Source organism: Lachnospiraceae bacterium (assembly GCA_022794035.1).
Classification (GTDB): domain Bacteria; phylum Bacillota; class Clostridia; order Lachnospirales; family Bianqueaceae; genus CALWPV01.
Window position 1 is genome coordinate 234,827 of sequence record JAAWDX010000003.1, and the last position, 23,897, is coordinate 258,723.

General features: G+C 48.3%; 21 protein-coding genes. 20 read left to right on the plus strand and 1 reads right to left on the minus strand.

Features of this window, described 5'->3' with window-relative positions; genetic code table 11:
- Positions 1-105: 105 nt before the first annotated feature.
- From HFE64_02820 to sigE, 11 genes are all read left to right on the plus strand, one after another.
- The gene (locus HFE64_02820; GenBank protein MCI8632399.1) at positions 106-2,085 is read left to right on the plus strand and encodes a PASTA domain-containing protein; all 1,980 of its coding nucleotides are present in this window, start codon (positions 106-108) and stop codon (positions 2,083-2,085) included.
- Positions 2,054-3,514, plus strand: a complete 1,461-nt coding sequence (locus tag HFE64_02825; GenBank protein MCI8632400.1) for a UDP-N-acetylmuramoyl-L-alanyl-D-glutamate--2,6-diaminopimelate ligase — start codon at positions 2,054-2,056, stop codon at positions 3,512-3,514. Before HFE64_02820 ends, HFE64_02825 begins: the two co-directional genes overlap by 32 nt.
- Before the next feature lie 21 nt (positions 3,515-3,535).
- Complete coding sequence (locus HFE64_02830; protein MCI8632401.1) at positions 3,536-4,912, plus strand: UDP-N-acetylmuramoyl-tripeptide--D-alanyl-D-alanine ligase; 1,377 nt, start codon at positions 3,536-3,538, stop codon at positions 4,910-4,912.
- A gap of 39 nt (positions 4,913-4,951) precedes the next feature.
- Positions 4,952-5,902: a phospho-N-acetylmuramoyl-pentapeptide-transferase gene (locus HFE64_02835; GenBank protein ID MCI8632402.1), complete on the plus strand. Its 951-nt coding sequence runs from the start codon at positions 4,952-4,954 to the stop codon at positions 5,900-5,902.
- Positions 5,903-5,930: 28 nt separating this feature from the next.
- Complete coding sequence (murD, locus tag HFE64_02840; protein ID MCI8632403.1) at positions 5,931-7,313, plus strand: UDP-N-acetylmuramoyl-L-alanine--D-glutamate ligase; 1,383 nt, start codon at positions 5,931-5,933, stop codon at positions 7,311-7,313.
- Between the two features lie 18 nt (positions 7,314-7,331).
- Complete coding sequence (locus HFE64_02845; GenBank protein MCI8632404.1) at positions 7,332-8,747, plus strand: cell division protein FtsW; 1,416 nt, start codon at positions 7,332-7,334, stop codon at positions 8,745-8,747.
- 90 nt (positions 8,748-8,837) lie between these two features.
- The gene (gene murA / locus HFE64_02850) at positions 8,838-10,109 is read left to right on the plus strand and encodes a UDP-N-acetylglucosamine 1-carboxyvinyltransferase (protein ID MCI8632405.1); all 1,272 of its coding nucleotides are present in this window, start codon (positions 8,838-8,840) and stop codon (positions 10,107-10,109) included.
- A 22-nt stretch (positions 10,110-10,131) separates the two neighbouring features.
- The gene (locus HFE64_02855; protein MCI8632406.1) at positions 10,132-10,902 is read left to right on the plus strand and encodes an FtsQ-type POTRA domain-containing protein; all 771 of its coding nucleotides are present in this window, start codon (positions 10,132-10,134) and stop codon (positions 10,900-10,902) included.
- 177 nt (positions 10,903-11,079) lie between these two features.
- Complete coding sequence (gene ftsZ, locus HFE64_02860; GenBank protein MCI8632407.1) at positions 11,080-12,306, plus strand: cell division protein FtsZ; 1,227 nt, start codon at positions 11,080-11,082, stop codon at positions 12,304-12,306.
- Positions 12,307-12,451: 145 nt separating this feature from the next.
- Complete coding sequence (locus HFE64_02865; GenBank protein ID MCI8632408.1) at positions 12,452-13,171, plus strand: hypothetical protein; 720 nt, start codon at positions 12,452-12,454, stop codon at positions 13,169-13,171.
- Positions 13,172-13,181: 10 nt separating this feature from the next.
- Positions 13,182-13,898 (plus strand): RNA polymerase sporulation sigma factor SigE, encoded by a 717-nt coding sequence (gene sigE / locus HFE64_02870; protein MCI8632409.1) that lies wholly within the window; start codon positions 13,182-13,184, stop codon positions 13,896-13,898.
- On the opposite strand, the gene sigG is transcribed toward sigE, so the two are convergent.
- Positions 13,893-14,660: an RNA polymerase sporulation sigma factor SigG gene (gene sigG / locus HFE64_02875; protein MCI8632410.1), complete on the minus strand. Its 768-nt coding sequence runs from the start codon at positions 14,658-14,660 to the stop codon at positions 13,893-13,895. The genes sigE and sigG overlap by 6 nt on opposite strands.
- Positions 14,661-14,857: 197 nt before the next feature.
- Between sigG and HFE64_02880 the strand changes: the two genes are divergently transcribed.
- From HFE64_02880 to HFE64_02920, 9 genes are all read left to right on the plus strand, one after another.
- On the plus strand, positions 14,858-16,177 hold the full coding sequence (locus HFE64_02880; protein MCI8632411.1) for an aspartate kinase: 1,320 nt from the start codon (positions 14,858-14,860) through the stop codon (positions 16,175-16,177).
- A gap of 137 nt (positions 16,178-16,314) precedes the next feature.
- Complete coding sequence (locus HFE64_02885) at positions 16,315-17,412, plus strand: PucR family transcriptional regulator (protein ID MCI8632412.1); 1,098 nt, start codon at positions 16,315-16,317, stop codon at positions 17,410-17,412.
- 53 nt (positions 17,413-17,465) lie between these two features.
- Positions 17,466-18,152 carry a cell division ATP-binding protein FtsE gene (ftsE, locus tag HFE64_02890; GenBank protein MCI8632413.1) on the plus strand — a complete coding sequence of 229 codons (687 nt, stop codon included), beginning with the start codon at positions 17,466-17,468 and terminating at the stop codon, positions 18,150-18,152.
- Positions 18,142-19,059 carry an ABC transporter permease gene (locus HFE64_02895; GenBank protein MCI8632414.1) on the plus strand — a complete coding sequence of 306 codons (918 nt, stop codon included), beginning with the start codon at positions 18,142-18,144 and terminating at the stop codon, positions 19,057-19,059. The genes ftsE and HFE64_02895 overlap by 11 nt, the downstream gene beginning before the upstream one ends.
- A 31-nt stretch (positions 19,060-19,090) precedes the next feature.
- A complete protein-coding gene (locus HFE64_02900) occupies positions 19,091-20,443 on the plus strand; it encodes a peptidoglycan DD-metalloendopeptidase family protein (GenBank protein ID MCI8632415.1) in 1,353 nt (450 codons plus the stop codon).
- Between the two features lie 88 nt (positions 20,444-20,531).
- Positions 20,532-21,332 carry a biotin--[acetyl-CoA-carboxylase] ligase gene (locus tag HFE64_02905; protein MCI8632416.1) on the plus strand — a complete coding sequence of 267 codons (801 nt, stop codon included), beginning with the start codon at positions 20,532-20,534 and terminating at the stop codon, positions 21,330-21,332.
- Positions 21,333-21,348: 16 nt separating this feature from the next.
- Entirely contained in the window at positions 21,349-22,131 is a 783-nt protein-coding gene (locus tag HFE64_02910; GenBank protein MCI8632417.1) for an esterase family protein, read from the plus strand.
- A 1-nt stretch (position 22,132) separates the two neighbouring features.
- A complete protein-coding gene (locus HFE64_02915; protein ID MCI8632418.1) occupies positions 22,133-22,930 on the plus strand; it encodes an esterase family protein in 798 nt (265 codons plus the stop codon).
- Positions 22,921-23,853, plus strand: a complete 933-nt coding sequence (locus HFE64_02920; protein ID MCI8632419.1) for an alpha/beta hydrolase — start codon at positions 22,921-22,923, stop codon at positions 23,851-23,853. The genes HFE64_02915 and HFE64_02920 overlap by 10 nt, the downstream gene beginning before the upstream one ends.
- The last annotated feature ends 44 nt before the right edge of the window (positions 23,854-23,897 follow it).

Sequence of the window (23,897 nt, forward strand, 5' to 3'; positions counted from 1 at the left end):
AAGCTGTCATAAGTAGCTTCTCTTATAGCATATCCTATCAATAAAAGGAAACAAGAGGAGCTGCTTTTGAATAGTCAATATGTAAATGGGGTTTATCGGACCCGTATGAGGATTTTGGCATGGATTTTATGCGCCTCATTGGCAGCGCTCACCATGCGGGTTGCGTATATTGAGCTTGTTCGCGGTGACTATCTGGAGGAGATGGCAGATGAGCTCCACAATCGCGAGCGCACGCTGGAGTCAAAGCGAGGAGATATTGTCGACCGAAATGGGACAGTGCTGGCCACCAGCGGCTCCATTTGCAGAGTCAGCGTGGTGCATAACCAGATTCAGGATGCCGAGCATGTAGCGAAAAAGCTGGCTGAGATTCTGGGTCTGGAGTATGAAAAGGTATTAGAAAAGGTACAAAAAAGAGTAGCGCTGCAGATCATCAAAAATCAGGTCAGTGTGGAAGAAGCCAACCAGATCAGAGCGGAAAATCTGACAGGCGTAATTATCGATGAAAATTATGACAGATATTATCCTTATGGCAGCATGGCTGCCCAAACCATTGGATTTGTTGGCTCGGACAATCAAGGCGTGGTCGGATTAGAAGTCGCCTATGATCAGTACCTGCAAGGATTGGATGGCCGGATTCTCAGTCTAACTGATGCCAGGGGGATTACCCTGGAGGACATTGGAGAGAAGCTGGAGGAGGGAGCCGAAGGGCATGTGCTGCAGACTACGCTGGATGTGAGACTGCAGCAGTATGCTGAGCAGCTGATTGAAAAGGCAGTTACGCAAAAAAATGCCAAAAAGGGTGCTTTGATTGCCATGAATCCGCAAAACGGCGAGATCTATGCCATGGCGCTGTATCCCAGTTATGATCTTAATGATCCGTTCAGTATTCAGGATGAGGCACTGATAGAGCAATGGGAGAGTATGGAAGAAAGCCAGCAGATGGATGCGCTCAATCAGATGTGGCGGAATTGGTGTATCAATGATACGTATGAGCCCGGATCGACGTTTAAGATTGTAACGGCGTCGGCGGCGCTGGAGGAAGCAATCGTCGGCTTAGATGAAACCTTTCATTGCGGGGGAAGTCTGGTGGTAGCCGATAGAAAGATTCGCTGCCACAAGGCCGGAGGCCATGGAACCGTTACCTTTTTGCAGGGCATACAGGAATCCTGCAATCCCGTATTTATGACACTGGCTCTGCGATTGGGTTCCGATCGATTTTATGAATATCTGAAGATTTTTCAATTTGACCAGAAAACAGGAATTGACGTGCCGGGAGAGGCGAGCGGGATTATGCATAAGCCCGAAAACGTAGGGCCGGTAGAGCTGGCTACGATGGGCTTTGGGCAGTCGCTTACCATTACGCCCATTCAGCTTCTGCGGGCAGGTGCTGCCATTGTGAATGGAGGCGATCTGATTACGCCGCATTTTGGAAAAGCAATCTTAAATGAAAGCGGCGAGGTGCTGAAGGAGCTGACCTATGAGACGGAGGAGCAGGCGATTTCGGCGCAGACTTCAGAAACGATGCGCCTTGCGCTGGAAACGGTTGTTTCAGAAGGCGGCGGCAAGAAGGCCTCGATCCCGGGCTATCGCATCGGGGGCAAGACGGCTACCAGTCAGAAGCTGCCTAGAAGTGCTCATCAATATATTTCGTCATTTTTGGGCTTTGCCCCGGTGGATAATCCACAGATTATGGTGCTTTGCCTGGTGGATGAGCCGCAGGGGATTTATTATGGCGGTACGGTGTGCGCGCCGATCGTGAAGGAGTTTTTGGAAAATGCACTTCCTTACCTAGGCATAGAGGCGGATTACAGTCTGGTGGATGAAAATTCAGAGCCGGAGTGGGGCGAGGAACCGATTGGGCCGGTAGGGTATGTGCCGGCGCCGGATGTGATGGGGATGAGCTTTCAGGAGGCAAAGAAGGCTGCCGAGGAGCTGGAGCTGACGCTGGAGGCGCTTGGCAGCGGAGAGGTCGTTGCAGAGCAGTTTCCGCAGGCGGGCGAGGAGATCCGCAAGGGGACGAAGCTGATTGTATATTTGAAAGGAGAGAGCACGAATGACGATAGAAAAGCTGATGGAGAAGATTGAATATCAGGTTTTGCAGGAGGGTGACATGCAGGCCGAGGTGACCTCGCTGGTGTATGATTCGCGCAAGGTGACCGAGGGAGCCTGCTTTGCCTGTGAGACAGGACTGGTGTTTGACGGAACGGATTTTCTGGAGGCAGCCAGAGCGCAGGGAGCGGTGCTGGCGATTATGGAAAAGAAGCCGGCGCAATATCCGGAGGGGCTGACAATGCTGCTGGTTCCGAATATGATGAGGGCTACGGCGCTGATGGCGGCAAACTTTTATCCGCAGGCGCTGGAGGGCGCAGTGCTCATTGGCATGACCGGAACAAACGGAAAAACGACGACCAGTACGCTGATGCATCATATTTTTATGGAGAATGGACTGGCATGCGGCTTGATCGGAACAAATGAGAATCGAATCGGACGGGAGGTCATACCCGCTGTGCATACCACGCCGTATCCATTTGATCTGTATGCGCTTTTTGAGAAAATGCATGAGGCCAAAATGGAGAGGGTTGTGATGGAGGTGTCTTCCCATGCGCTGGCGCAGTACCGTGTGGAGGGGGTGCGCTATCAGATTGGTATGTTTACGAATTTGTCACAGGATCATTTAGATTATCATAAGACCATGGAGGCTTATCTGGCAGCAAAGTGCCGTTTGTTTGAGCAGTGCGATGTAGGACTTGTAAACGGAGATGATCCTGCTGCGACGGTCATTTTGGAGACAGGAACCTGCCGCTTTGTGACATACGGGCTGCAGCCGCAGGATGAGTACCGAGCAGAAAATGTGCAGATGGATGAAACAGGGCTGCAGTACGATTGGTATTATGGAAAAGAAAAGCTAGGGCATATTCAGTATCCGGTTCCGGGAAAATTTAATGTATATAATACGCTGGCAGCGGCCAGTGCCTGTCACTTAACGGGGCTGACGCCAGAGGTGATCATACGGGCTTTGGCTACGCAGGAGGGCATTGTGAGCGGTCGTTTTCAGACCTTTCATGCGCAGGACGGCTTGACGGCCATTGTCGATTATGCACATACGCCCGACGGTTTGGCGAAGGTGTTGGAGACAGCGGCTGAGTTTGCAAAAGGAAGAATCATTACGGTGTTTGGCTGCGGGGGGGACAGAGATCCTAAAAAGCGCCCGGTGATGGGAGAGATTGCAGGAAAACTAAGTCAGTACTGCGTGATTACTTCAGATAATCCGCGGACGGAGGACCCGGAGGCTATTATCGATCAGGTAGAAGAGGGAATGAAAAAAACAGAGTGCGCCTATGAGCGTCTTGCCGACCGGCGGGAGGCAATTGCCAGAGCGATTGCGCTGGCGAAGCCCGAGGATGTGGTGATGATTGCGGGCAAAGGACACGAGGACTATCAGATTATCGGCAGAGAAAAAATTCATCTGGATGACAGAGAAGAAGTGAAAAAAGCTCTTGAAAGCCGTCAATAGGGCGGAGCAAAGGAGGAAAGCATGGAAAGAATCACCATCAAGCAGCTCATACAGGCAACGGGCGCTAAGCTGACGGGCAGCGATGAGGGCAGCATAGAGGAGATTGTACGGGATTCCCGTGAGGTCAGACAGGGGAGTCTGTTTGTGGCAATTGCCGGAGAGAATGTAGATGGGCACCAGTTTATTGCATCTGCATGGGAGCGGGGAGCAAAGGCTGTGCTTTCGCAGAAAAGCTGTGCGGTACCGGAGGGTTGCAGCCTGCTGCTTGTGCCGGATACGCTTCGGGCATTGGGGCAGATTGCTTCCTATTATAGAAGCTTATTTGAGCTGCCGCTGGTTGCGGTTACGGGAAGCGTGGGGAAAACATCCTGCAAGGATATGGTTGCCGCGGCGCTTTCCGGCGGCCGGCGTACGGTAAAGACAAAAGCCAATTTTAATAATCATATTGGTGTTCCGCTGACGCTTTTTCAGCTGGATCATAGCACGCAGGCAGCGGTTGTTGAGATGGGCATGAACCATTTTGGAGAGATCGACTATGTGGCGCAGATGGCAAAGCCGAATTATGGCATCATCACGAATATTGGCATGTCACATGTGGAAAATCTGGGCAGTCAGGAAGGGATCCTGCAGGCAAAGCTTGAGCTCCTGCCTCATATTCAAGGCCCGGGACCCGTCTTTTTAAATGGGGACGATCCTCTGTTATACGGCCTTAAAGGAAAGCTTGACAAAAAAGTTGAATATTTTGGCTATCAGGAGCACAATCAGGCAAGGGTGCTTTCGGTAGAGCTTACCGAAAAGGCACATCTGAAGCTGCAGCTTGCCTATCGGGGGGAGCTGTATGATTTTGTTCTCCGCACAATGGGGCGGCATATGGCTTATAATGCGCTGCCTGCCATTATGGCAGCCGTGCATATAGGGCTTTCTAAAGAAGAGATTCTGCAGGGACTTGCCGGCTATGTGCCGACGCCGCACCGGCTGGAGGCTATGACATCCTCACAATATCTTGTGATTGATGATACATATAATGCAAGTCCGGCTTCTATGTGCAGTGCGCTGGAGGCCATGGACAGCATTCCGTCAAGCCGGCGCCGGGTTGCAGTTTTGGGCGATATGTTTGAGCTTGGAGACTATGCAAAGGCAGGGCATGAAGAGGTGGGCCGATATGTGGCCGGCCAGTCGAAGGCAGAGGTACTGATCTGCTGCGGAGAGACGTCCAGATGGATTTATGAAGCGGCGCAGGGCCGTAAGGAGCTGCATTGTTATTATTTTCCGAACGTACCGGAGATGGAAAAAAATCTTTTTACTATTCTGAAAAAAGATGATATAATACTGCTCAAGGCTTCACACGGAATGGGGTTTACGGCCGTGTGCGAGAAGCTGCTGCAATATGAAGGATAATAACGGACGACTGATAAATGGAGGAACTCGAAAATGACGATGGAAACGGCGATTTTTCCTGCGATGATTGCATTTGTGATGGAGCTGATCCTGTGCCCCGTCCTGATACCGCTGCTCAGCAGACTGAAATTTGGTCAATATATTCGGGAGGAAGGGCCGAAATCCCATAAAAAAAAGGCGGGGACGCCCACTATGGGCGGCATTGCCATTATTCTCAGCATGATCATTGGCTGTGTATTTTTTGCCGGAAAATATCCGGCAGTCTGGCCCGTGCTGCTGGTGACAATTGCATTTGGCCTGATTGGTTTGGCCGATGATTTTATCAAAGTGGTGATGAAGCATAACGAAGGCCTAAAGCCGCTGCAGAAATTTATTCTGCAGATTTTAGTATCATCGGCTTTTGCTTTTTACTTGTATATCAATGATTTTTCGACTACGCTCACCTTCCATATTTTCGGCGATGCGCAGCTAGAGCTCGGATGGCTGTTTTATCCCTTTGTCGTATTTGCTATGGTTGCGATGACAAACGGGAGTAACTTTACGGATGGTCTGGATGGTCTGGCGGCTAGCGTAACCGTGATTGTGGCTACCTTTTTTGCCATCACAGCATGGGGAAAAGGAAGCGATACAGTGCCGGCTGCTTCTGCCGCTGCAGGCAGCCTATTAGGCTTCTTATTATTTAATACGTATCCTGCCAAGGTTTTCATGGGAGACACGGGTTCACTGGCGCTGGGCGGCTTTGTTACAGCCATTGCCTTTGTGCTGGAGATGCCCATGATCCTTTTAGTAGTAGGCTTTGTATATGTGGCCGAGGTGGTTTCGGTTATGCTGCAGGTGGGATATTTTAAGGCGACGCATGGGAAACGATTATTCCGTATGGCGCCGATCCATCATCATTTTGAGATGGGCGGGTGGCCGGAGACCAAGGTAGTCGCTGTATTTTCGATTGTCACGGCAATTCTTTGCCTGGCGGCTATGCTGCTCATATAAAAGATAGGAAAGCGAAGCGGAGGAAGGTATGAATTTGGAAGAAAAGCAGGTAATGGTAGTCGGTCTCGCTAAAAGCGGAATTGAGGCAGCAAGGCTATGCCTGCGCCATGGCGCGTGCGTTACAGTATATGACGGAAAAGAAGCAGAAAGCCTGGAGCCACAGCTAAAGGAGCTGGAAAACGAGGAGCTTCACTATATTTTGGGTAGACAGCCGGAAGAAGAAGAGCTTTCTCGTATAGATTACATGGTGCTCAGTCCCGGAGTGCCCACGGATCTGGCCTTTATTCAAAGAGCAAGAGAGCTGGGGGTAATTGTGTGCGGAGAAATTGAACTGGCCGCGCATTTTTGCCGTAATGAGATCATCGGTATTACTGGCACAAACGGAAAGACCACGACCACCACATTAGTCGGGCAGATCATGCAGGCATACGCCCCTGGATCGCTGGTGGCTGGCAACATCGGCACGCCATTTTCTGCCATGGCAGAAAATGCAAAAGAAAAAACATATACCACCATTGAGCTCTCAAGCTTTCAGCTGGAAAGCATTTTGAAATTCCGTCCGCACGTAGCGGCTATTCTGAATTTTACACCGGACCATTTGGACCGGCACAAGACCTTTGAGAACTATGTAGCGGCGAAATGCCGTATTTATGAAAATCAAACGTCCGATGATTTCTGCATTTTTAATTATGATGATCCGCTGTGCAGAGAGAGAGCCGAGCAGCTTTCAAAAAGAGAGAACGCGCCGACAGTTGCTTATTTTAGCCATCAAACGCCGACGCAGGGCGGCATATGGGCAGAGGGCGATCAGATGGTGGCCGATATACAGGGCAGCAAGACTGTGCTGGCGGAATTTTCAAGGCTGCAGATATTAGGAGCACATAATGAAGAAAATGCGATGGCGGCAGCGCTTTGCTGTTTGAAGGCCGGCGTCCCGGTACCCGTGATCACAGAAGGGCTCTATGCATTTAAGGGGGTAGCGCATCGGATTGAGCCCGTTGGCAGCGTTGCCGGTGTCCAGTATTATAATGATTCCAAGGCAACCAATCCGGACGCTGCGATAAAAGGGCTTCTGGCCATGCGCACGCCTCAAACGGTGCTGATTGGCGGCGGCTATGATAAAGGAACGCCTTATGACAGCTGGTGTCAGCTGTTTACGGGGCGCGTACGCCGTCTCATTTTAATTGGCGCGACCCGGCAGGATATATATGACTGCGCCGTGCGCTGCGGGTATCCGGCTGAGCAGATTGAAATGGCAGACAGCTTTCAGGAAGCGGTGCAAAAAGCGGCGCAGAGCGCCCAAGAAGGGGATAGTGTCCTGCTTTCCCCCGCATGTGCCAGCTGGGGAATGTTTAAAAACTATGAAGAGCGGGGAGACATTTTCCGTGAGTTGGTTCAAAATATGCAGTAAATTCAGGAGGTGACAGATTTGGCGAAGAAAACAAAAAGAAAACAAGCGACTAAAACCACCGCCAAAGCGCAGAGAAATACGCGGCCCTTACAGGCAGATGATTTTAATTCCGCGCCTTCAGCCAGAGATTATACTTTCACCTCTTTTTATGAAGAAGAGGATTCTTATGCGCGGGCTGAGGCGGCCAGAAAGAAAAAAACGGCAGACCAACCTGTGAGAGGGAGACGCAGCGGCGTTTTAATTCAGGAGAAGAAAAAGGCCAAAAGCAAGGGCTTTGCGCTGCCAAAGCGTGAAGAGAGCGATTTTACTATCATTGCCTGCGTGGTCATGCTTTCCTTTATCGGTTTGATTATGGTCACTAGCTCTAGCTATTACTACGCCTATACGCAGATGGATGACAGCATGCATTTTTTCCGCCGTCAGTTTATCTGGCTGGGCGTAGGTGCTGTAGCTATGATTTTTGCCATCAAATTTCCGCTTTCAATTTTAAAGCGGTTTGCGAAGCTTAGCTACATTGCCAGCGTATTTTTTAGCTTTATTGTGCTGTTCATTGGTAATGAAGCTAATGGCTCCACTAGGTGGCTGGGCGTGGGCAGTCTGAGCTTTCAGCCGGCAGAGCTGGCCAAGATCGGTGTAGCGCTCTATATGGCGGTCTTAGTAGAAGAGCATCAAAAGGATATTACGCAGGCTAAGGTGTTTGGCAAGCTTTTTGCGATTCTTTGCGTGCCCACGGCGCTGGTTGCATATCAAAACCTATCCAGCGGTATTATCATTGCCTGTATCGGCGTCATTATTATGTTTGTGGGCGGCGCGAGATGGAAGCATTTTTTCTGCATTGTAGGACCAATGGCAGCGGTAGTTGTCTTAGTCGTTACACTGCCCATGATCATTCCGGTTGACAGCCTGCCAGGTCCCCTGCAGGGATTTATGAAAGAATTTTTATACCGGACAGAACGTGTTCAAGCATGGCTTGATCCATTTGCTTATGCGCAGGATTCAGGGTATCAGACCATCCAGTCATTGTATGCAGTGGCCTCGGGCGGCTTTTTTGGCCGCGGTCTTGGGCAGAGCATCCAAAAGCTTGGCTTCATCCCGGAAGCGCATAATGATATCATTTTTTCAATTATCTGTGAGGAGCTTGGACTGTTCGGCGCGGGGATTGTCATTGCTCTCTTTATGGTTTTTACTTGGCATGGTATTAAAATCAGCTTATTTGCGCCTAATAAGTTTACGGCTCTTCTTTCAGCCGGTATTGTCGGACAGATTGCGATGCAGGCTATTTTAAATATTGCCGTAAATACGAATAGTATTCCGGCAACGGGAATTACCCTGCCGTTTATTAGCTACGGCGGATCCTCGATGCTGTTTTTGATGATCAGCGTAGGAATTTTGCTGAATATTTCCGGATATACAAGAAGAGCCTCTGCCGCTTAAAAATTTGACCGTTTTGCTGTAAATATGGTACCATTATCGCTCCGCCGTAATATCATAAAGTAGAAAGAGTATTGACAGGCGGAGATGAAGATGAAGTATATTGAGATAGAAGGCGGCCGTCCGCTGCAGGGTGAAATAGCGATACAAGGCTCTAAAAATGCCGCTCTTCCGATGATGGCGGCTGCCCTTTTAACCAATCAGCCCGTTTCGATCGGGCGCTGTCCTGATATTGAGGATGTGCATGTCATGTGCGAGCTTTTGCAGCATATTGGGGCGCAGATTACATGGCGGGGGGATTCCGTACGGATTCAGATGCGGCAGATTCAAAACACGGTGCTGCCGGAGGCGCTCGTGCGAAAAATGCGTTCCTCTATTATGCTGTTGGGGCCGCTGTTAGCTAGAACGGGCAGAGCCGAGATGACATTTCCGGGCGGATGCGTCATTGGAAGCCGGCCGATTGATCTCCATCTCGCTGCCTTGCAGCAAAGAGGCTTTTTGATTGAAGAAAAGGCAGGATGCTTAATCGGCAGGAAAAGCTTAGAGCATGCCGCACAGGTGTGCCGGATTCATTTGCGGTTCCCCAGTGTGGGAGCAACGGAAAATATTTTGATGAACGCGGTGCTCGGCAGCGGTCAGACGATTTTATCAGGAGCGGCGGTGGAACCGGAGGTCACAGCACTGGCGATGATGCTGCGCCAGATGGGAGCGAGAATAGAAGGCATTGGCTCTCAGCAGCTTAGCATTCAGGCGGTGCCCTATCTTCATGGGATTCAAACCAGTGTAATGGCTGACCGCATTGTGGCAGGGACATATCTGCTGGCGGCTGCGGCTACCAAGGGAGATATCTGGCTGCATGGCGCGAGGGCACAGGATAATAGAGCGCTCCTGCATATTTTAGAAGAGATGGGCTGTGAAATAGAGGATCATGAAAAGAGGGAATGGATCCATTTAAAGGCGCCGGCAGTTTTAAAGCCTGTTGATGTGAGGACAGATCCATATCCCGGGTTTGCAACAGATCTTCAGGCAATGCTGATGATTGTGATGACCCAGACTGAGGGGATCAGCCATATTGAAGAAACGATTTTTGAAAATCGGTTTCGGCATGTGGAAGCGCTGCGCCGAATCGGCGCCAGGATTCAGGTGCATCAAATGACGGCGGCTATCCATGGAGCCACAAGGCTGCAACCCGGCGTTTTATGGGCCACCGATCTGCGGGCCGGTGCGGCAATGGTGCTGGCGGGGCTTTGTGCGAGCGGCCATACGCAGATTCGGGAGCTTTCTCATATTGAACGGGGCTATGAGGATATTGTGAGAGATTTACAGAAGCTAGGCGCTGTTATATCAGTGAAAAGTGACGAATGAAGAATAAAGAAAAGGGGAAACTATGGCAAGAGTACTCAAAATACAAAATGGCTATCAGCCTCCGAGAAAAAGCAGAAAAAAGCTATGGCTTATTGCAGCAGCGCTGGTGCTGTTTGTTTTGCTAATTTTAAACAGCAGTATCTTTTCCCTTAAGCATGTAGAGATTGAGGGAAATACGCGTGTTAGCGATGAGAAGATTTTGGAGGATCTGGAGCTGGAAATGGGTACGAATCTGTTTCGGTATATGCTGACTCATTTGAATGCAGAGCCGAAGGTGGATCCGAGACTGAGTGCTGTAGATATTTATTTTTCATGGCCTAATACGATCAGAATCAAGGTGGATGAAAGCATGACGATCGGATATGTATATTTTCAGGGGACATATCTTTGTATCGACCGAAAGGGGCATGTGGCTACGAGTACGTATACGCTGGATGAGGATCTTCCGATCATCAAAGGGATCGAAGTAGGCAGCTTTTCGCTGGGAGAGTCTTTGGATACGAAGGATACGCAGCGCTATGAGGCAGTTGTCAGCGTATGTGCCATCCTGCGTAAGCATGATCTGAATGTAGCAGTGTCCGAGGTCAATGTCAGAAATCTGGAAGATATCGTTTTATACACGGAGAAGCTAGAGATTCATCTCGGCGGTATGAAAGAAATGGAGCAAAAGATCGGCGTGATTGGCAGCATTTTAGAGAAGCCGGAAATTCCGGCGGGAATTTTGCATATAGAGGATCTGGATCAACAAGTATATATTGAACCGAAAGTGAGGCCCGGACAGACGCCGCAGTAGCCGGGCCTGACTGTTTACTTTATGACAAGAAAGCACGATTTTGAAAACATTATGTAAAAATCAGCAGAAAGCGCTTGATTTTTTAGATAAAAACGATTATGATATAGCTAATTATACTCCCGAATTGATGTATAGAAGAGCGTGCAGCGGGGGAGCAGCTGAGAAGGAGAACAAGGAATGTTGGAGTTTAATGATATGGCAAATGATCAGGCCAGTGCCAAAATAAAAGTTGTCGGCGTGGGCGGCGGCGGAAATAATGCTGTAGAGAGAATGATTGAAGACGGATTGGAAGGCGCCGAATTTCTAATTATTAATACAGATAAGCAGGTACTGTCAAGAGGTAAGGCAGAGACCAAATTATTGATTGGCGAGAAGCTGACCAGAGGATTGGGAGCAGGAGCGAATCCTGAGATCGGTCAGAAGGCGGCAATGGAGAGCGAGGAAGCGATCCGCAAGGCAATTGAAGGCAGCGATATGGTATTTGTAACTGCCGGTATGGGCGGCGGAACTGGTACAGGGGCTGCTCCTGTGGTTGCCGGGATTGCAAAGAAAATGGGGATCTTGACGGTTGGCGTTGTGACCAAGCCCTTCCGTTTTGAGGGAGCTAAAAAGATGCGCTCTGCACTGGGCGGTATCGAACAGCTCGGACAAAATGTGGATACGTTAATTACGATTTCTAACGATCGTTTATTGGATGTGGCAGATAAGAAGACGACGATGATCGAGGCATTCCATATGGCAGACGAAGTACTTCGTCAAGGTGTACAGGGAATTTCCGATTTGATTTACCGGCCGGGTCTGATCAATCTGGACTTTGCCGATGTGCGTACCATCATGCATGATAAGGGTCTGGCTCATATGGGAATTGGCCGTGCATCCGGAGAGGACAAGTCCAGAAAGGCGGCAGAGGCAGCTATTTCTTCACCGCTTCTTGATACCAGTATTGAGGGTGCAAAGGGCCTGTTAGTCAATGTATGCGGCGGTCCTGATATGACTCTGTATGAATTCGATGCTGTTTCCGATATTATCAATGGATTAGCCGATCCGGAAGCGGAGATTATTGTGGGTACCTCTACAGATGAGTCGCTGGAGGATGAGATTATTGTGACAGTGATTGCGACAGATTTTGGTTCTCATAAAGACACTGGCGCTAAACCGGATGATGAAGAGCATGCGGTAGAGATTACCTCCAACGAATTTAAACCGGCAAGACCGGAAGCCGCACAAGCTTCTTCTGATACGCAGTCCGGATACCAGCAGTCTTCCACTTATCAATCAGGATATGCCTCTTCGTCCTATCAGGGGAACGAGAATCGTTCTTCAGCGCCTGAGCGTGATGCGGATAATGAAATGGATGTGCCGATTGATATTCCGGGATTTTTGCAAAGACGAAAGAAAAGATAACAATTTAAGAGAAGTGCAGCTTGTCAGATATACTCTGGCAGGCTGCTTTTTTGTTGTAAAAAAATAAAACTCCATTTCCAATAAATGACAAATTAATTGATAGGCTTGTGTTATGATATTTTCAGCCGAGAGATGGAGGTGAAGCGTGTATATTGATCTATATTTTATCAGCAATTGGATTTTAGACAGCTGGATCCTGCGGTGTGTGAGTAAAAACTATGGAGTACGGAGGATGCGGATATATCTGTCCGCAGGAGCCGGTGCCTTGGGAGCATGTTTGTGGAAATTAGGAAATTTTCCGGATATGCTTGGACCGGTAGTTGCGCTTCCTTTATCAGCTCTGATGTTGTTTTTTTGCATTGGCCGAAGACCTAAACAGCAGTGGCGGCAGGCTTTTTTTAAGCTATATATGTATAGCTTTTTTATGGCAGGACTCATTCCCATTGCGGGACAATATATTTCTTTGTGGATCGGATCTGTATTGGTAGCCTATATAGGGCTTAAAGCAGCTATTTATTTCATAGAGAAAAAACATAAGACAGAGATGAGCATTCAGATTGTGTATGGAGAAAAGGTGTACACGCTAAAAGCGCTGGTGGACAGCGGCAATCTGCTCAGGGAGCCGGTGAAAGGACAGCCTGTTGTTGTTGTTAAGGCATCTGTTTTTGAATCAGAGAAGCTGCAGGCCAGCTGGCCCATTCCCTATCATACAATCCAGGGAGAGGGGATCCTGTTTGGATTTTGGCCCAAAGAGATTCGGACGGCAGAGAGGCGTTATAAAGAAAATGAAGTGATGGTGGGAATATCTGAAAAGTGGGATGCTAAAGGATATGAAGCTTTGATTCCTGAAATTTTAGTAAAGTGAGGAAGGTAGAATGTGGAAAAAAATATGGAGCTGGATGCAAAAGAAAATCGGTAAAAAGAAAGAGGGAGGCGTCTATTACATAGGAGGCAGCGAGGTTTTGCCGGCTCCCATGACGGCCGAAAAAGAAAAATACTGGTTATCGCATTTGAAAGAGGGAGATCCACTGGCCAAACAGGCTAAGGATATGCTGATTACTCATAATTTGCGGCTTGTCGTATATATTGCCAAGAAGTTTGAAAATACGGGAATTATGGTTGAGGATCTGATTTCAATTGGAACGATCGGGCTGATGAAGGGCGTTAATACATTTAATCCGGAAAAGAACATTAAACTAGCGACCTATGCATCGCGCTGTATTGAAAATGAAATTCTGATGTATCTCCGGCGCAATCAAAAAACGCGCTCGGAGGTGTCGATTGATGAGCCGCTCAACATGGATGTCGACGGAAATGAGCTGCTTCTTTCGGATATATTGGGGACGGATAATGATGTGATTTCCAGAGGATTGGAAGATGAAATTGACCGTCAGCTGCTGCAGGAATCCATGAAGATTTTAGGCGGCCGGGAGAAAAAGATCGTACAGCTGCGGTTTGGACTCGGAAGTGACGGAGAAGAAAAAACGCAAAAAGAAGTAGCGGACATGATGGGAATCTCGCAGTCCTATATTTCCAGATTGGAAAAGAAGATTATGAAACGGCTATATAAGGAAATGAAGCGATTGCTATAAATATTTTCGCATTTGCTTTAAAGCATTTTTTTCGATGCGTGATACCTGCGCCTGGCTAATGCCGATTTCAGAAGAAACCTCCATTTGCGTATGGCCCTGGAAGAAACGCAGATTTAGGATTTTTTGTTCACGGTCAGAGAGCTTTTTCATGGCTTCATTGATCGAGAGCTTTTGCAGCCACTGCTCGTGGCTGCTTTTTTCATCCTGAATTTGATCCATTACATATAAAGCGTCTCCATCTTCATGAAATACAGGCTCATACAAGGAAATAGGATCTTGAATGGCATCGAGCGCCAGAACAATGTCTTCTTTGGGAAGCTCCATTTCCTTGGCGATTTCCTCTAGCTTTGGTTCTTGTCCGTTTTTTCTGGTCAGCTCCTCTCTTACGCGCAGTGCGCGGTAGGCGGTGTCGCGCAGGGAGCGGCTTACACGAATGGAATTATAATCCCGTAAAAAGCGCCGCAGCTCTCCTAAGATCATGGGCACGGCATAGGTGGAGAATTTGACCTGTTGCGATAAGTCAAAATTATCGGTAGCCTTGATCAGACCGATGCATCCCACCTGAAACAGGTCGTCGGCCTGCTCGCCGCGTCCAGTGAAGCGCTGGATGATGCTGAGTACCAGACGAAGGTTGCCCTCGATGAAGGTTTGTCTGGCCTGCTCATCTCCTTGTTTGATCTTTTCAAACAGGGCAAGCTTTTCTTCATGCGTGAGCACAGGGAGCTTAGCGGTGTTCACACCGCAGATTTCTACTTTATTCATATGATCATTCCTTTCTGTTTCTCTCGGAGAGTCCTCTTTGTTTTTTTAAAGGATAGCCAGCACAAAGATGGTTTATACAACAATAAAAAATTTATGAGCTTGACAATTATTTCACCGTGCTATAAACTGTAAGTTGACTATTTGTCGACAAATGCCGCTGTGCGCATTTGAGTTTATGATCAATTGAGGAGAACAGGATGAAAAAGGCTGTTAAATTTGGGGGGAGTTCGCTCGCAGATGCGGCGCAGTTCCAGAAATGTGCAGATATTATTAAGGCTGACCCGGCCCGCTTATATGTGGTTCCGTCTGCGCCTGGTAAAAGGCATGGAAATGACATAAAAGTGACCGACATGCTTTTTCATTGCTTTGCATTACAGAAAAAGGATCCTGAGCAAGCGATAGAATATTTTGCTCGGATTAAAGAAAGATATGATGAAATCATTCGGGAATTGGGGCTCGATTTTTCGCTGGCAGAAGAATATCAGACAATCGAAACCCAAATCAGAGAAGGCTTAACAGAAGAATATCTGGTAAGCCGCGGAGAATATCTAAGTGCAAAGGTTCTTTCCTGTTTGTTGGGATATCCATTTGTTGATGCGGCCAGCTGCATTCAATTTGATGACCGGGGCAATTATGACGAGCATGATTCGATGTTGGCGTTTCAGGCCTTTAAAGAAGAAGGCTGTTTTGTGTTGCCCGGTTTTTACGGGGCTGGCCCAGAGGGGGAGATCCGTACATTTTCCCGCGGAGGCAGTGATATTTCTGGCGCCGTGGTGGCAAAAGCCATGGAAGTCGACGTGTATGAGAACTGGACGGACGTAAGCGGATTTTTGGCTGCTGATCCGCGGATTGTTTCCAATCCGCAGCCCATTGAGGAAATTACTTATAGTGAGCTTAGGGAGCTTTCCTACATGGGGGCCAGCGTGTTTCATGAGGAGGCCATCTATCCGGCCAGAAGCGCGGGCATCCCGATCAATATCCGCAATACCAATCGCCCGCAGGATGCAGGTTCATGGATCTGTCCGGACGATAAGGCCACAGAAAACCATGCCTATATTACCGGCATTGCCGGTAAGAAAAACTTTATGTCTCTCTCCTTTGAGAAGGATATTGGAGGCGATAAGCTGGCGTTTGGGCGCAAGGTGCTGCAAGTCTTTGAGGAGGCGCATGTGATGGTGGATCATGTGCCGTCCAGCATCGGTACGATGACCGTGGTGGTGGATGCCAATGAGATGAATGGTAAGGAAGAGAGCATTTTGCGGCGGATCCGGCATGATATTGACCCGTATCATATTACGGTTGAGCGCAGTTTGGCTTTTATTGCTGTGGTCGGCTTTAGGATGAAGGGCGGCGTGGGCGTGACGGCGGGACTGCTGGCCGCGCTGGCAGAGGAAGGAATCAGTGTGAAAATGGTGATTCAGGGAATCCGCGAGATCAGTTTGATTATTGGGATTGATGAGGAGAATTTTGAGAAAGCGATCAAAAGGCTGTACCAGTTTCGGCAGGAAGTGCAATGAGCGCTCATATTTCGTACATGAAACAGTGGTGTAACAGAAATGTTACAATTTATAACGAAATTATTTCGTTTTCCTCTGGAACTTTGCAGAAAAATGTGATAAAATAGGACTATGCTAGCCTTGAAAGGGGTATAAAGATGATTTCAAATCAGATTTTGCAGTCAACCATTGATGGATTGAAAGCGATCACCAAAGTGGATATTTCGGTGATGGATATGGAAGGGACGCTGCTTTCTTCTACGGAGGATGTTCGGGATGAGAAAACTTTTCCTTTGATACCGGATCTGATCAGCTCCAGAGCTGAAAGCATGTCGGTTCAGGGATATCAGTTTTTCAAGGTGTATGATGATAATGAAATGGAATATATCATTGCCATCAAAGGGGAAGACGAGGATGCGTATAAGGTCGGCAAGATTGCCGCATTCCAGATTCAGGGATTATTGACTGCTTATAAAGAGCGTTTTGATAAAGATAATTTTATTAAAAATCTGTTGCTGGATAATTTGTTGCTGGTTGATATTTATACACGCGCGAAGAAACTGCATGTGGAAAACAATGTCGCCCGCCTTGTTTATTTGATCGAGTCGAATAATGATAAAGATACAAACACGTCGGTAATGGATGTGATCCGCGGAATCTATCCGGCTAAGGCGAAGGATTTTATCACGGCCGTGGATGAGAATAATATCATTTTGGTGAAGGATGTCAGCGGTGATTCCTCACGGAGCGCCATTGAGAAGACGGCGCATACGATAGCGGATATGCTAAACAGCGAAGCGATGGGACGTGTTCGTATTTCAATGGGCTCGGTCGTTCATGACCTGAAGGATATTTCAAGATCTTATAAGGAAGCGAAGATCGCGCTGGAGGTCGGTAAGATTTTTTACGAAGACAAGTATATGATCAATTACAATCGGCTGGGAATCGGACGCTTGATTTATCAGCTGCCGATTTCGCTGTGTAAGATGTATATCGAAGAAATCTTTAAAACCGTTAAGGTCGAAGAGTTTGATGAGGAGACGCTCAATACAATCAATAAATTCTTTGAAAACAGCTTGAATATTTCCGAAACATCCAGACAGCTTTATATTCACCGCAACACCTTGGTGTACCGGCTGGATAAGCTGCAGAAGACAACGGGGCTGGATATTCGGATTTTTGATGATGCGATTACCTTTAAGATTGCTTTGATGGTAGCAAAATATATGAGTTATATGGAGCAGAGCGGCTACTAAGTAGGTGCCGGACAGGTGTGCAGTTATAGAAAACGAAGACATAGGAGCGTTAGATGATAGAACTGAAGGATGTCACAAAAATCTATGATGGAAACGTAACGGGCGTGGATCATCTGGATTTGAAGATTGAAGACGGTGAGTTTGTCTTTCTGGTAGGGGAAAGCGGATCTGGCAAGAGTACGCTGCTGAAGCTGCTGATGCGGGAGCTAACGCCAACAGAAGGCAGCATTACCATTGACGGAAAAGAGATTACCAAGCTTCGGCGTAAAAAGGTGGCGGAGCTGAGAAGAAATATGGGAATTGTGTTTCAGGATTATCGCCTGCTTCCGAAGCGGACTGTATATGAAAATGTAGCCTTTGCTTTAGAGGTAATTGAGATTCCCAGCAGAAAGATCCGGCGCAGTGTGCCGGCGGCACTTAATTTGGTGGGCCTTTCTCATAAATCTAAGAATATGCCGAATGAAATTTCCGGCGGTGAGCAGCAGCGTACGGCGATTGCAAGAGCGATTGTCAATAATCCGCCGCTTGTGCTGGCAGATGAGCCTACGGGAAATCTGGATCCGCGCAATTCGCAGGAGATTATGGAAGTATTAGATGCAATCAATCGACGGGGAACTACTGTGATTGTAGCGACGCATGACCGTGCGATTGTGAATGCGATGCAAAAGAGAGTGATTCATTTGGAAAATGGCGTGATCGTCAGAGACTCGCAGGAAGGAGGCTATGACGATGAGGCTTAGAACGATGAGGACCTGTGTCAAAGACGGTTTTAGAGGGATTTTCCGAAATGGCTTGATGTCTTTGGCTTCTATCGGCACGATTGCGGCGTGTCTGATCATTTTAGGAATTACATACTGTCTGGTCGTCAACGTACAGCATTTTGCCGACAATCTGGATGGTAATTTAGGAATGGTTGCTTTTCTGAAGGCGGGCGTGACCGAACAGGAGGTTGCCGATCTGCAGAAGAAATTAAATGACAGGCAGGACATCAGAGAGTTTACCTATATTTCAGCAGAGCAAGCTTGGAAAGAGTTTCAGCAGGAGATGATCGGCGGCGATGAAATCGGTGAGGATCTGATGGGAGAGCTGGTGAAGGATAATCCGCTGCAAAATTCAGCTAATATTGAAATATACCCGCTGCGGGCAGAGGATCAGGAGGCGATTGTGAGTTTCCTTAATCAGGAGCCTGCGGTACGGAAGGTCAATTATTCTGCCAATGCTTCTCAGGTGCTGGCTTCCTTTGGAAAGCTGGTGACTTATGTCGGAATGGCATTGATTGCGTTTTTGATTTTTATTGCCCTTCTTCTGATTGCGAATACGATCAAGCTTTCCGTTTATATACGGCGCAATGAGATCAGTATTATGAAGTATATTGGTGCGACGGATGGATTTGTAAAGCTGCCGTTTATCGTCGAAGGAATCTTTATCGGCTGTTTGGGTGCAGTTTTACCGATTTTGATTGTATATTTAGGATATGAAAGTCTGATTGGGCTTTTAAATACACGTTTTTCAGCGATTACTGTGTTGGTTGAGTTTTTAAGTGTAACAGAAGTGATGAAGGGACTGCTGCCCATATTCCTAGGACTGAGTATTGTTGTGGGAGCATTAGGCAGTATGATTTCGATTCGGAAGCATCTTAAAGTATAAAAGCAGCAGGATCATGAGCGGAGGGTATAAAATGAGCATTAAGACAAAGAGAATTGTAACGGGGCTTTTAGCATGCGTCATTGTTTTAGCAATGATGCTGAGTATTATTACGCCGGTTTTTGCAGAAGAGCTGGATATCCTGGAGGAGCAGCAGCGGGAGCTGGAGCAGAAAGCAAATGATGCGGAGGCATTAAAGAATGCGACGCAGGATGAGCTTACAGCGGCGCAGAGCGCACTGCAGGTTGTCAAGGATGAGATGGCGACGATCAATGCGGAGATTCAGACCGTGAGTAATCGGATTGGGGAGCTCAATCAGAAAATTACTGAGAATGAAGGAAAGCTCAAAATAAAAGAAGCAGAGCTTGCACAGGCTAAAGAAGATATGAAAATGTATTATGCTGCCTTAAAGGGCCGTATTCGCATGATGTATGAGAGCGACCGCAGCAATAATTATTTAGAGGTTCTTTTAAATGCCAGCAGTATTTCTGATTTTTTCAGCCGTCTGGAATATATCAGTCAGATGGTAGAATATGATAATAAAATCATGGAAGAGCTGGATGCTTGCCGCAAGACGATTCAGGAAAGCAAAGAAGTGATTGAAAATACAAAGAAGGAGCTGGAAACCAACCGTGCTGATGAGCAGAAGGAGCAGGAGCGTTTGCAGCAGGCCTATGGCGAGAAGCAGGAGAAGCTTAACGAGCTGGAAAACAACCGAGTGGCCCTGCAGATGATGGCTGATGAACAGGATGCATCTTATCAGTCTTTGATGGCGGCTATTGCAGATAATGAGACGAAGATCCAAAATGAAAAGGATCGGATCGAACAGGAAGCGGCTGCGAATCAAAGACCTTCAGAGCCAAACGGGGGCGGATCCTCAGAAGGGGGCTCCAGCGGCAGCTATGATCCGGGCACAGCGCCAGGAGAGGGCGATGCCTCTGACCGAGTACTTTCAAATGGATATTACAGCACCTGGCCGGGAATCGGCAATCAGATGCTGGGGTGGCCGTGCAACGGGTATACGCTTTCTTCTTTATATGGACCGCGTATCCATCCGATTACAGGTGAATATAAAAACCATGGCGGAATTGATTTTTGCGTTGGCTATGGAGAGGACATTTACGCCTGTGCCGGCGGTGTGGTGGTAGAAGCGAACACCACAGACGACTGGGGCGGCGGCTGGGGCTATTATGTAGTCATCCAGCATTACAACGGACTCAGTACGCTGTATGCGCACTGCAGCAGCATTCACGTGTCAGAGGGACAGGAAGTCGGTGCCGGACAGAATATTGCGCAGGTTGGGTCTACCGGAATGTCTACCGGGCCGCATCTGCATCTTGAAGTATACAGCGGCGGCGGAAGAGTGAATCCGGAGGATTATCTTTAAAATAAAAATGCCGGTCATAACGGGGGATAAAAGTTATGGTCGGCATTTTGTCTTTTTGTTTGTATAGGAATCAGAAGGAGAAGGTGAAATGGATATAGCAGCGATTCAAAGCTATTTGCAGCCTCAGGCTCGGCATTTGCAGCTGGACTTAAGAGAAGAAGTAAGCTCCACCAATACCGTGCTGAAGGAAGAGGCAGCAGCAGGAGCCGCTGAAGGGAAAGTACTGTTTGCCAGAAGGCAGACGGCTGGCAAGGGACGGCGCGGCAGAGGCTTTTATTCTCCGCAGGAGACAGGAATCTACATGAGCCTGCTGCTAAGACCCTCATTGAAACCCAAAGACTGTCTGCTCATTACTACGGCAGCCGCCGTAGCGGTGGCGGAGGCCATTGAAAAGGTGACGATGCAGCGGGCTGAGATCAAATGGGTAAACGATGTGTATTGTCATGGCAAAAAGGTAGTAGGGATTTTGACAGAAGGAGGCATGGCGCCAGAGGGAGATAGACTTTCCTATGCCGTGCTTGGCATTGGAATCAATGTGTGGCAGCCGGAGGGTGGCTTTCCTTCAGAGCTTGCCTCGGTGGCAGGGAGCGTGATGCAGGAGGAGAAGAACGGCAGGCAGATCCGAGACCGATTGGCAGCGGCTGTGCTTAATGAATTTATGCTGATTTATCCTCAGCTTGCAGAGAAGAAATTTATGGATCTGTATCGGCAGCGTTCATTTTTAATCGGGAAAACAGTTAAGCTCTTGCGGTCAGATCATGAAGAGCTGTCAGGATATCCACCGGTAAAGGTGATTGGCATTGGTGATGATGCGCAGCTGCTGATTGAGCTTCCCAGCGGAGAGAAACAGGAGGTATACTGCGGTCAGGTAAGTGCGAGAATCATATAAAGAATGGAGGAATAAGATGGCACTGATTCATGCAAACTTTTATTCAGAGACGCTGGGGATGGAACGTTCTATGGACGTAATTCTGCCTCAGGTTCAAAATGGAATTGGTCAGGGCGGCAAGCAAACGGCAGAGAAGGTACCGGTGCTTTATCTGCTGCATGGTGCATCGGATGACCAGACGATCTGGCAGCGCAGAACGTCGATTGAACGATATGCGGTAGCCAAAGGATTGGCAGTAGTGCTGCCCTGTACAGATTTGGGATTTTATACCGATATGAAATATGGTTATGATTTCTATCAGTTTTTCAGTAAGGAGCTGCCGCGGGTCGTGCATGAGTTCTTTCCAATGATTTCCGAAAAACGGGAAGATACTTTTATAGCAGGGCTGTCAATGGGAGGCTTTGGCGCATTTAAGCTTGCAATCAACTGCCCGGAGCAGTATAGTTATGCGGCCAGTCTATCCGGCTATTTGGATCCGGTCTTAGGTTTGGAGCAGCTGGGAGAGAGATTCCTTGGCAATGTGATGGGGACAAAGGAGGAGCTTGTGCACAGCATCAATGATCTTCCTTGGCGTTTAGAAGAGCAGCTTTCCGCTAAGGCAGAGCTTCCGAAATTTTATATGTGCTGCGGTACAGAGGATTTCCTATATGATATCAATGTTCATTTTCGTGATCAATTTAAGGATCGGGTGGCGCTGACCTATCTGGAAGAGCCCGGTACTCATGAGTGGGGCTTCTGGGATCGCAATATTCAAAGGATTTTGGACTGGCTGCCCTTACAAAAGAAGGAGGCGATTTAAAATGGCATTGATGCAGGTTGATTTTTATGCACAGACGCTGGGGCTGTGCAGTCAGGTCAATGTAATATTGCCGCAGCAGACGCATGGGATCGGGGTCACGGGAGCTGCCGCTAAAAGAGAGCGGTATCCGGTGCTCTATCTGCTGCACGGCGCTTCCGATGATCATACCATTTGGCTGCGCCGGACCAACATCGAACGGTATGTAGCGCAAATGGAATTAGCAGTTGTGATGCCGGCGGCTCATCTATCGCGCTATGAAAATATGGAGCATGGACCGCGGTATTATGACTATATTACAGAGGAACTGCCGCGGATGATGCAGTCCTTTTTCCCCATTTCGCAAAAACCGGAGGAGCAGTATATCGCCGGTCTTTCCATGGGCGGCATGGGAGCGCTTAAGATCGGACTGACGAAACCAGAGCAGTATGCCGCTGTGGGATGCTTTTCCTCCGGCAATCTGTTTTACCGCGCACCGGAAGCATATGGGCAGGCAGCAAAGCGTGCGAGCGGAGGCTGCTCCATTATGGAGGCCGTGTATGGCTGTGACCGGCAGGATAGTCTTAAGGGAAGCCGCTGGGATCCTTTTGTCACCGCGGAGAAGCTGCTGCAAAAAGGGCAGAAGATGCCGCGCTTTTTCCATGTATGCGGTACGGAGGATTTTTTGCTGGACAGCGCGCGGCTTACACAGGAATGGTTTGCGGCTCACCCACAGATTGAGTACACCTATCAGGAGGCGCCGGGAGCACACACATGGGAATTTTGGGATCAGTGGATCCAGGAGTTTTTAAAGTGGATATAAAAGAATTTCAAGTTATTTCTAACCGGGATGGTTTATCTCTGGCTGCCCTCAGGGCAGAACCGGACGGCGCAAAGCCCATTGGCGTTGTGCAGCTGGTGCATGGCATGACAGAGCATAAGGAGCGGTATCTTCCATTTATGGAGTTTTTGGCTGCACATGGCTTTGCGAGCGTAATTTATGATCACAGAGGGCATGGCCACAGCGTGCGCTCGCAGGCAGATCTTGGCTATTTTGGGAGTCACGGGGCACTGTCTGCCGTGGAGGATCTGCATCAAATGGTTCAGTATACCCATAGCCTTTTTCCGGCCCTGCCGGTGCATCTGCTGGGCCATAGCATGGGATCTCTGATTGTGCGGTGCTATCTGCAGTCATATGATGATGAAATTGTTTCGCTGACGGTGAGCGGCTGTGTGGGGCCAAACCCGCTGGCAGGTTTGGGACAGGGGATTGTGAAGGTGCTTAAGCTCGTACTGGGAGAGCGGCACCGCAGCAGGCTGATTACACAGCTGGCATTTGGCGCATATAATAAGGCTTTTCAGCCGGTGATGTCTCCGAATGCCTGGATCTGTTCGGATCCGGAGGTAGTGAAGGCGTATGATCAGCATCCGCTTTGTGGTTTTACGTTTACCTTAAACGGATATGAAACGCTGTTTGATCTGGTGAAAAGATGTTACCGGAAAGAGGGATGGCGGGTGATGCAGCCGCAGCTGCCGATTTTCTTTGTGTCGGGTGCGGAGGATCCCTGTATGAATGGAATGAATGGATTTTTGGACGCGATTTCGTTTTTGAAGGAGCGGGGATATGAGGATGTGCAGGGCACTACGATCCAGGGCATGCGGCACGAGGTGATGAATGAGATTGGAAAGGAAAAGGTGTATGCACAGATTTTGCACCATATAGAGACAGCGCAGAGCAGTTTATGAATGAAACCGGCATTTCTTTTTGAAGAGATGCCGGTTTGTTTATG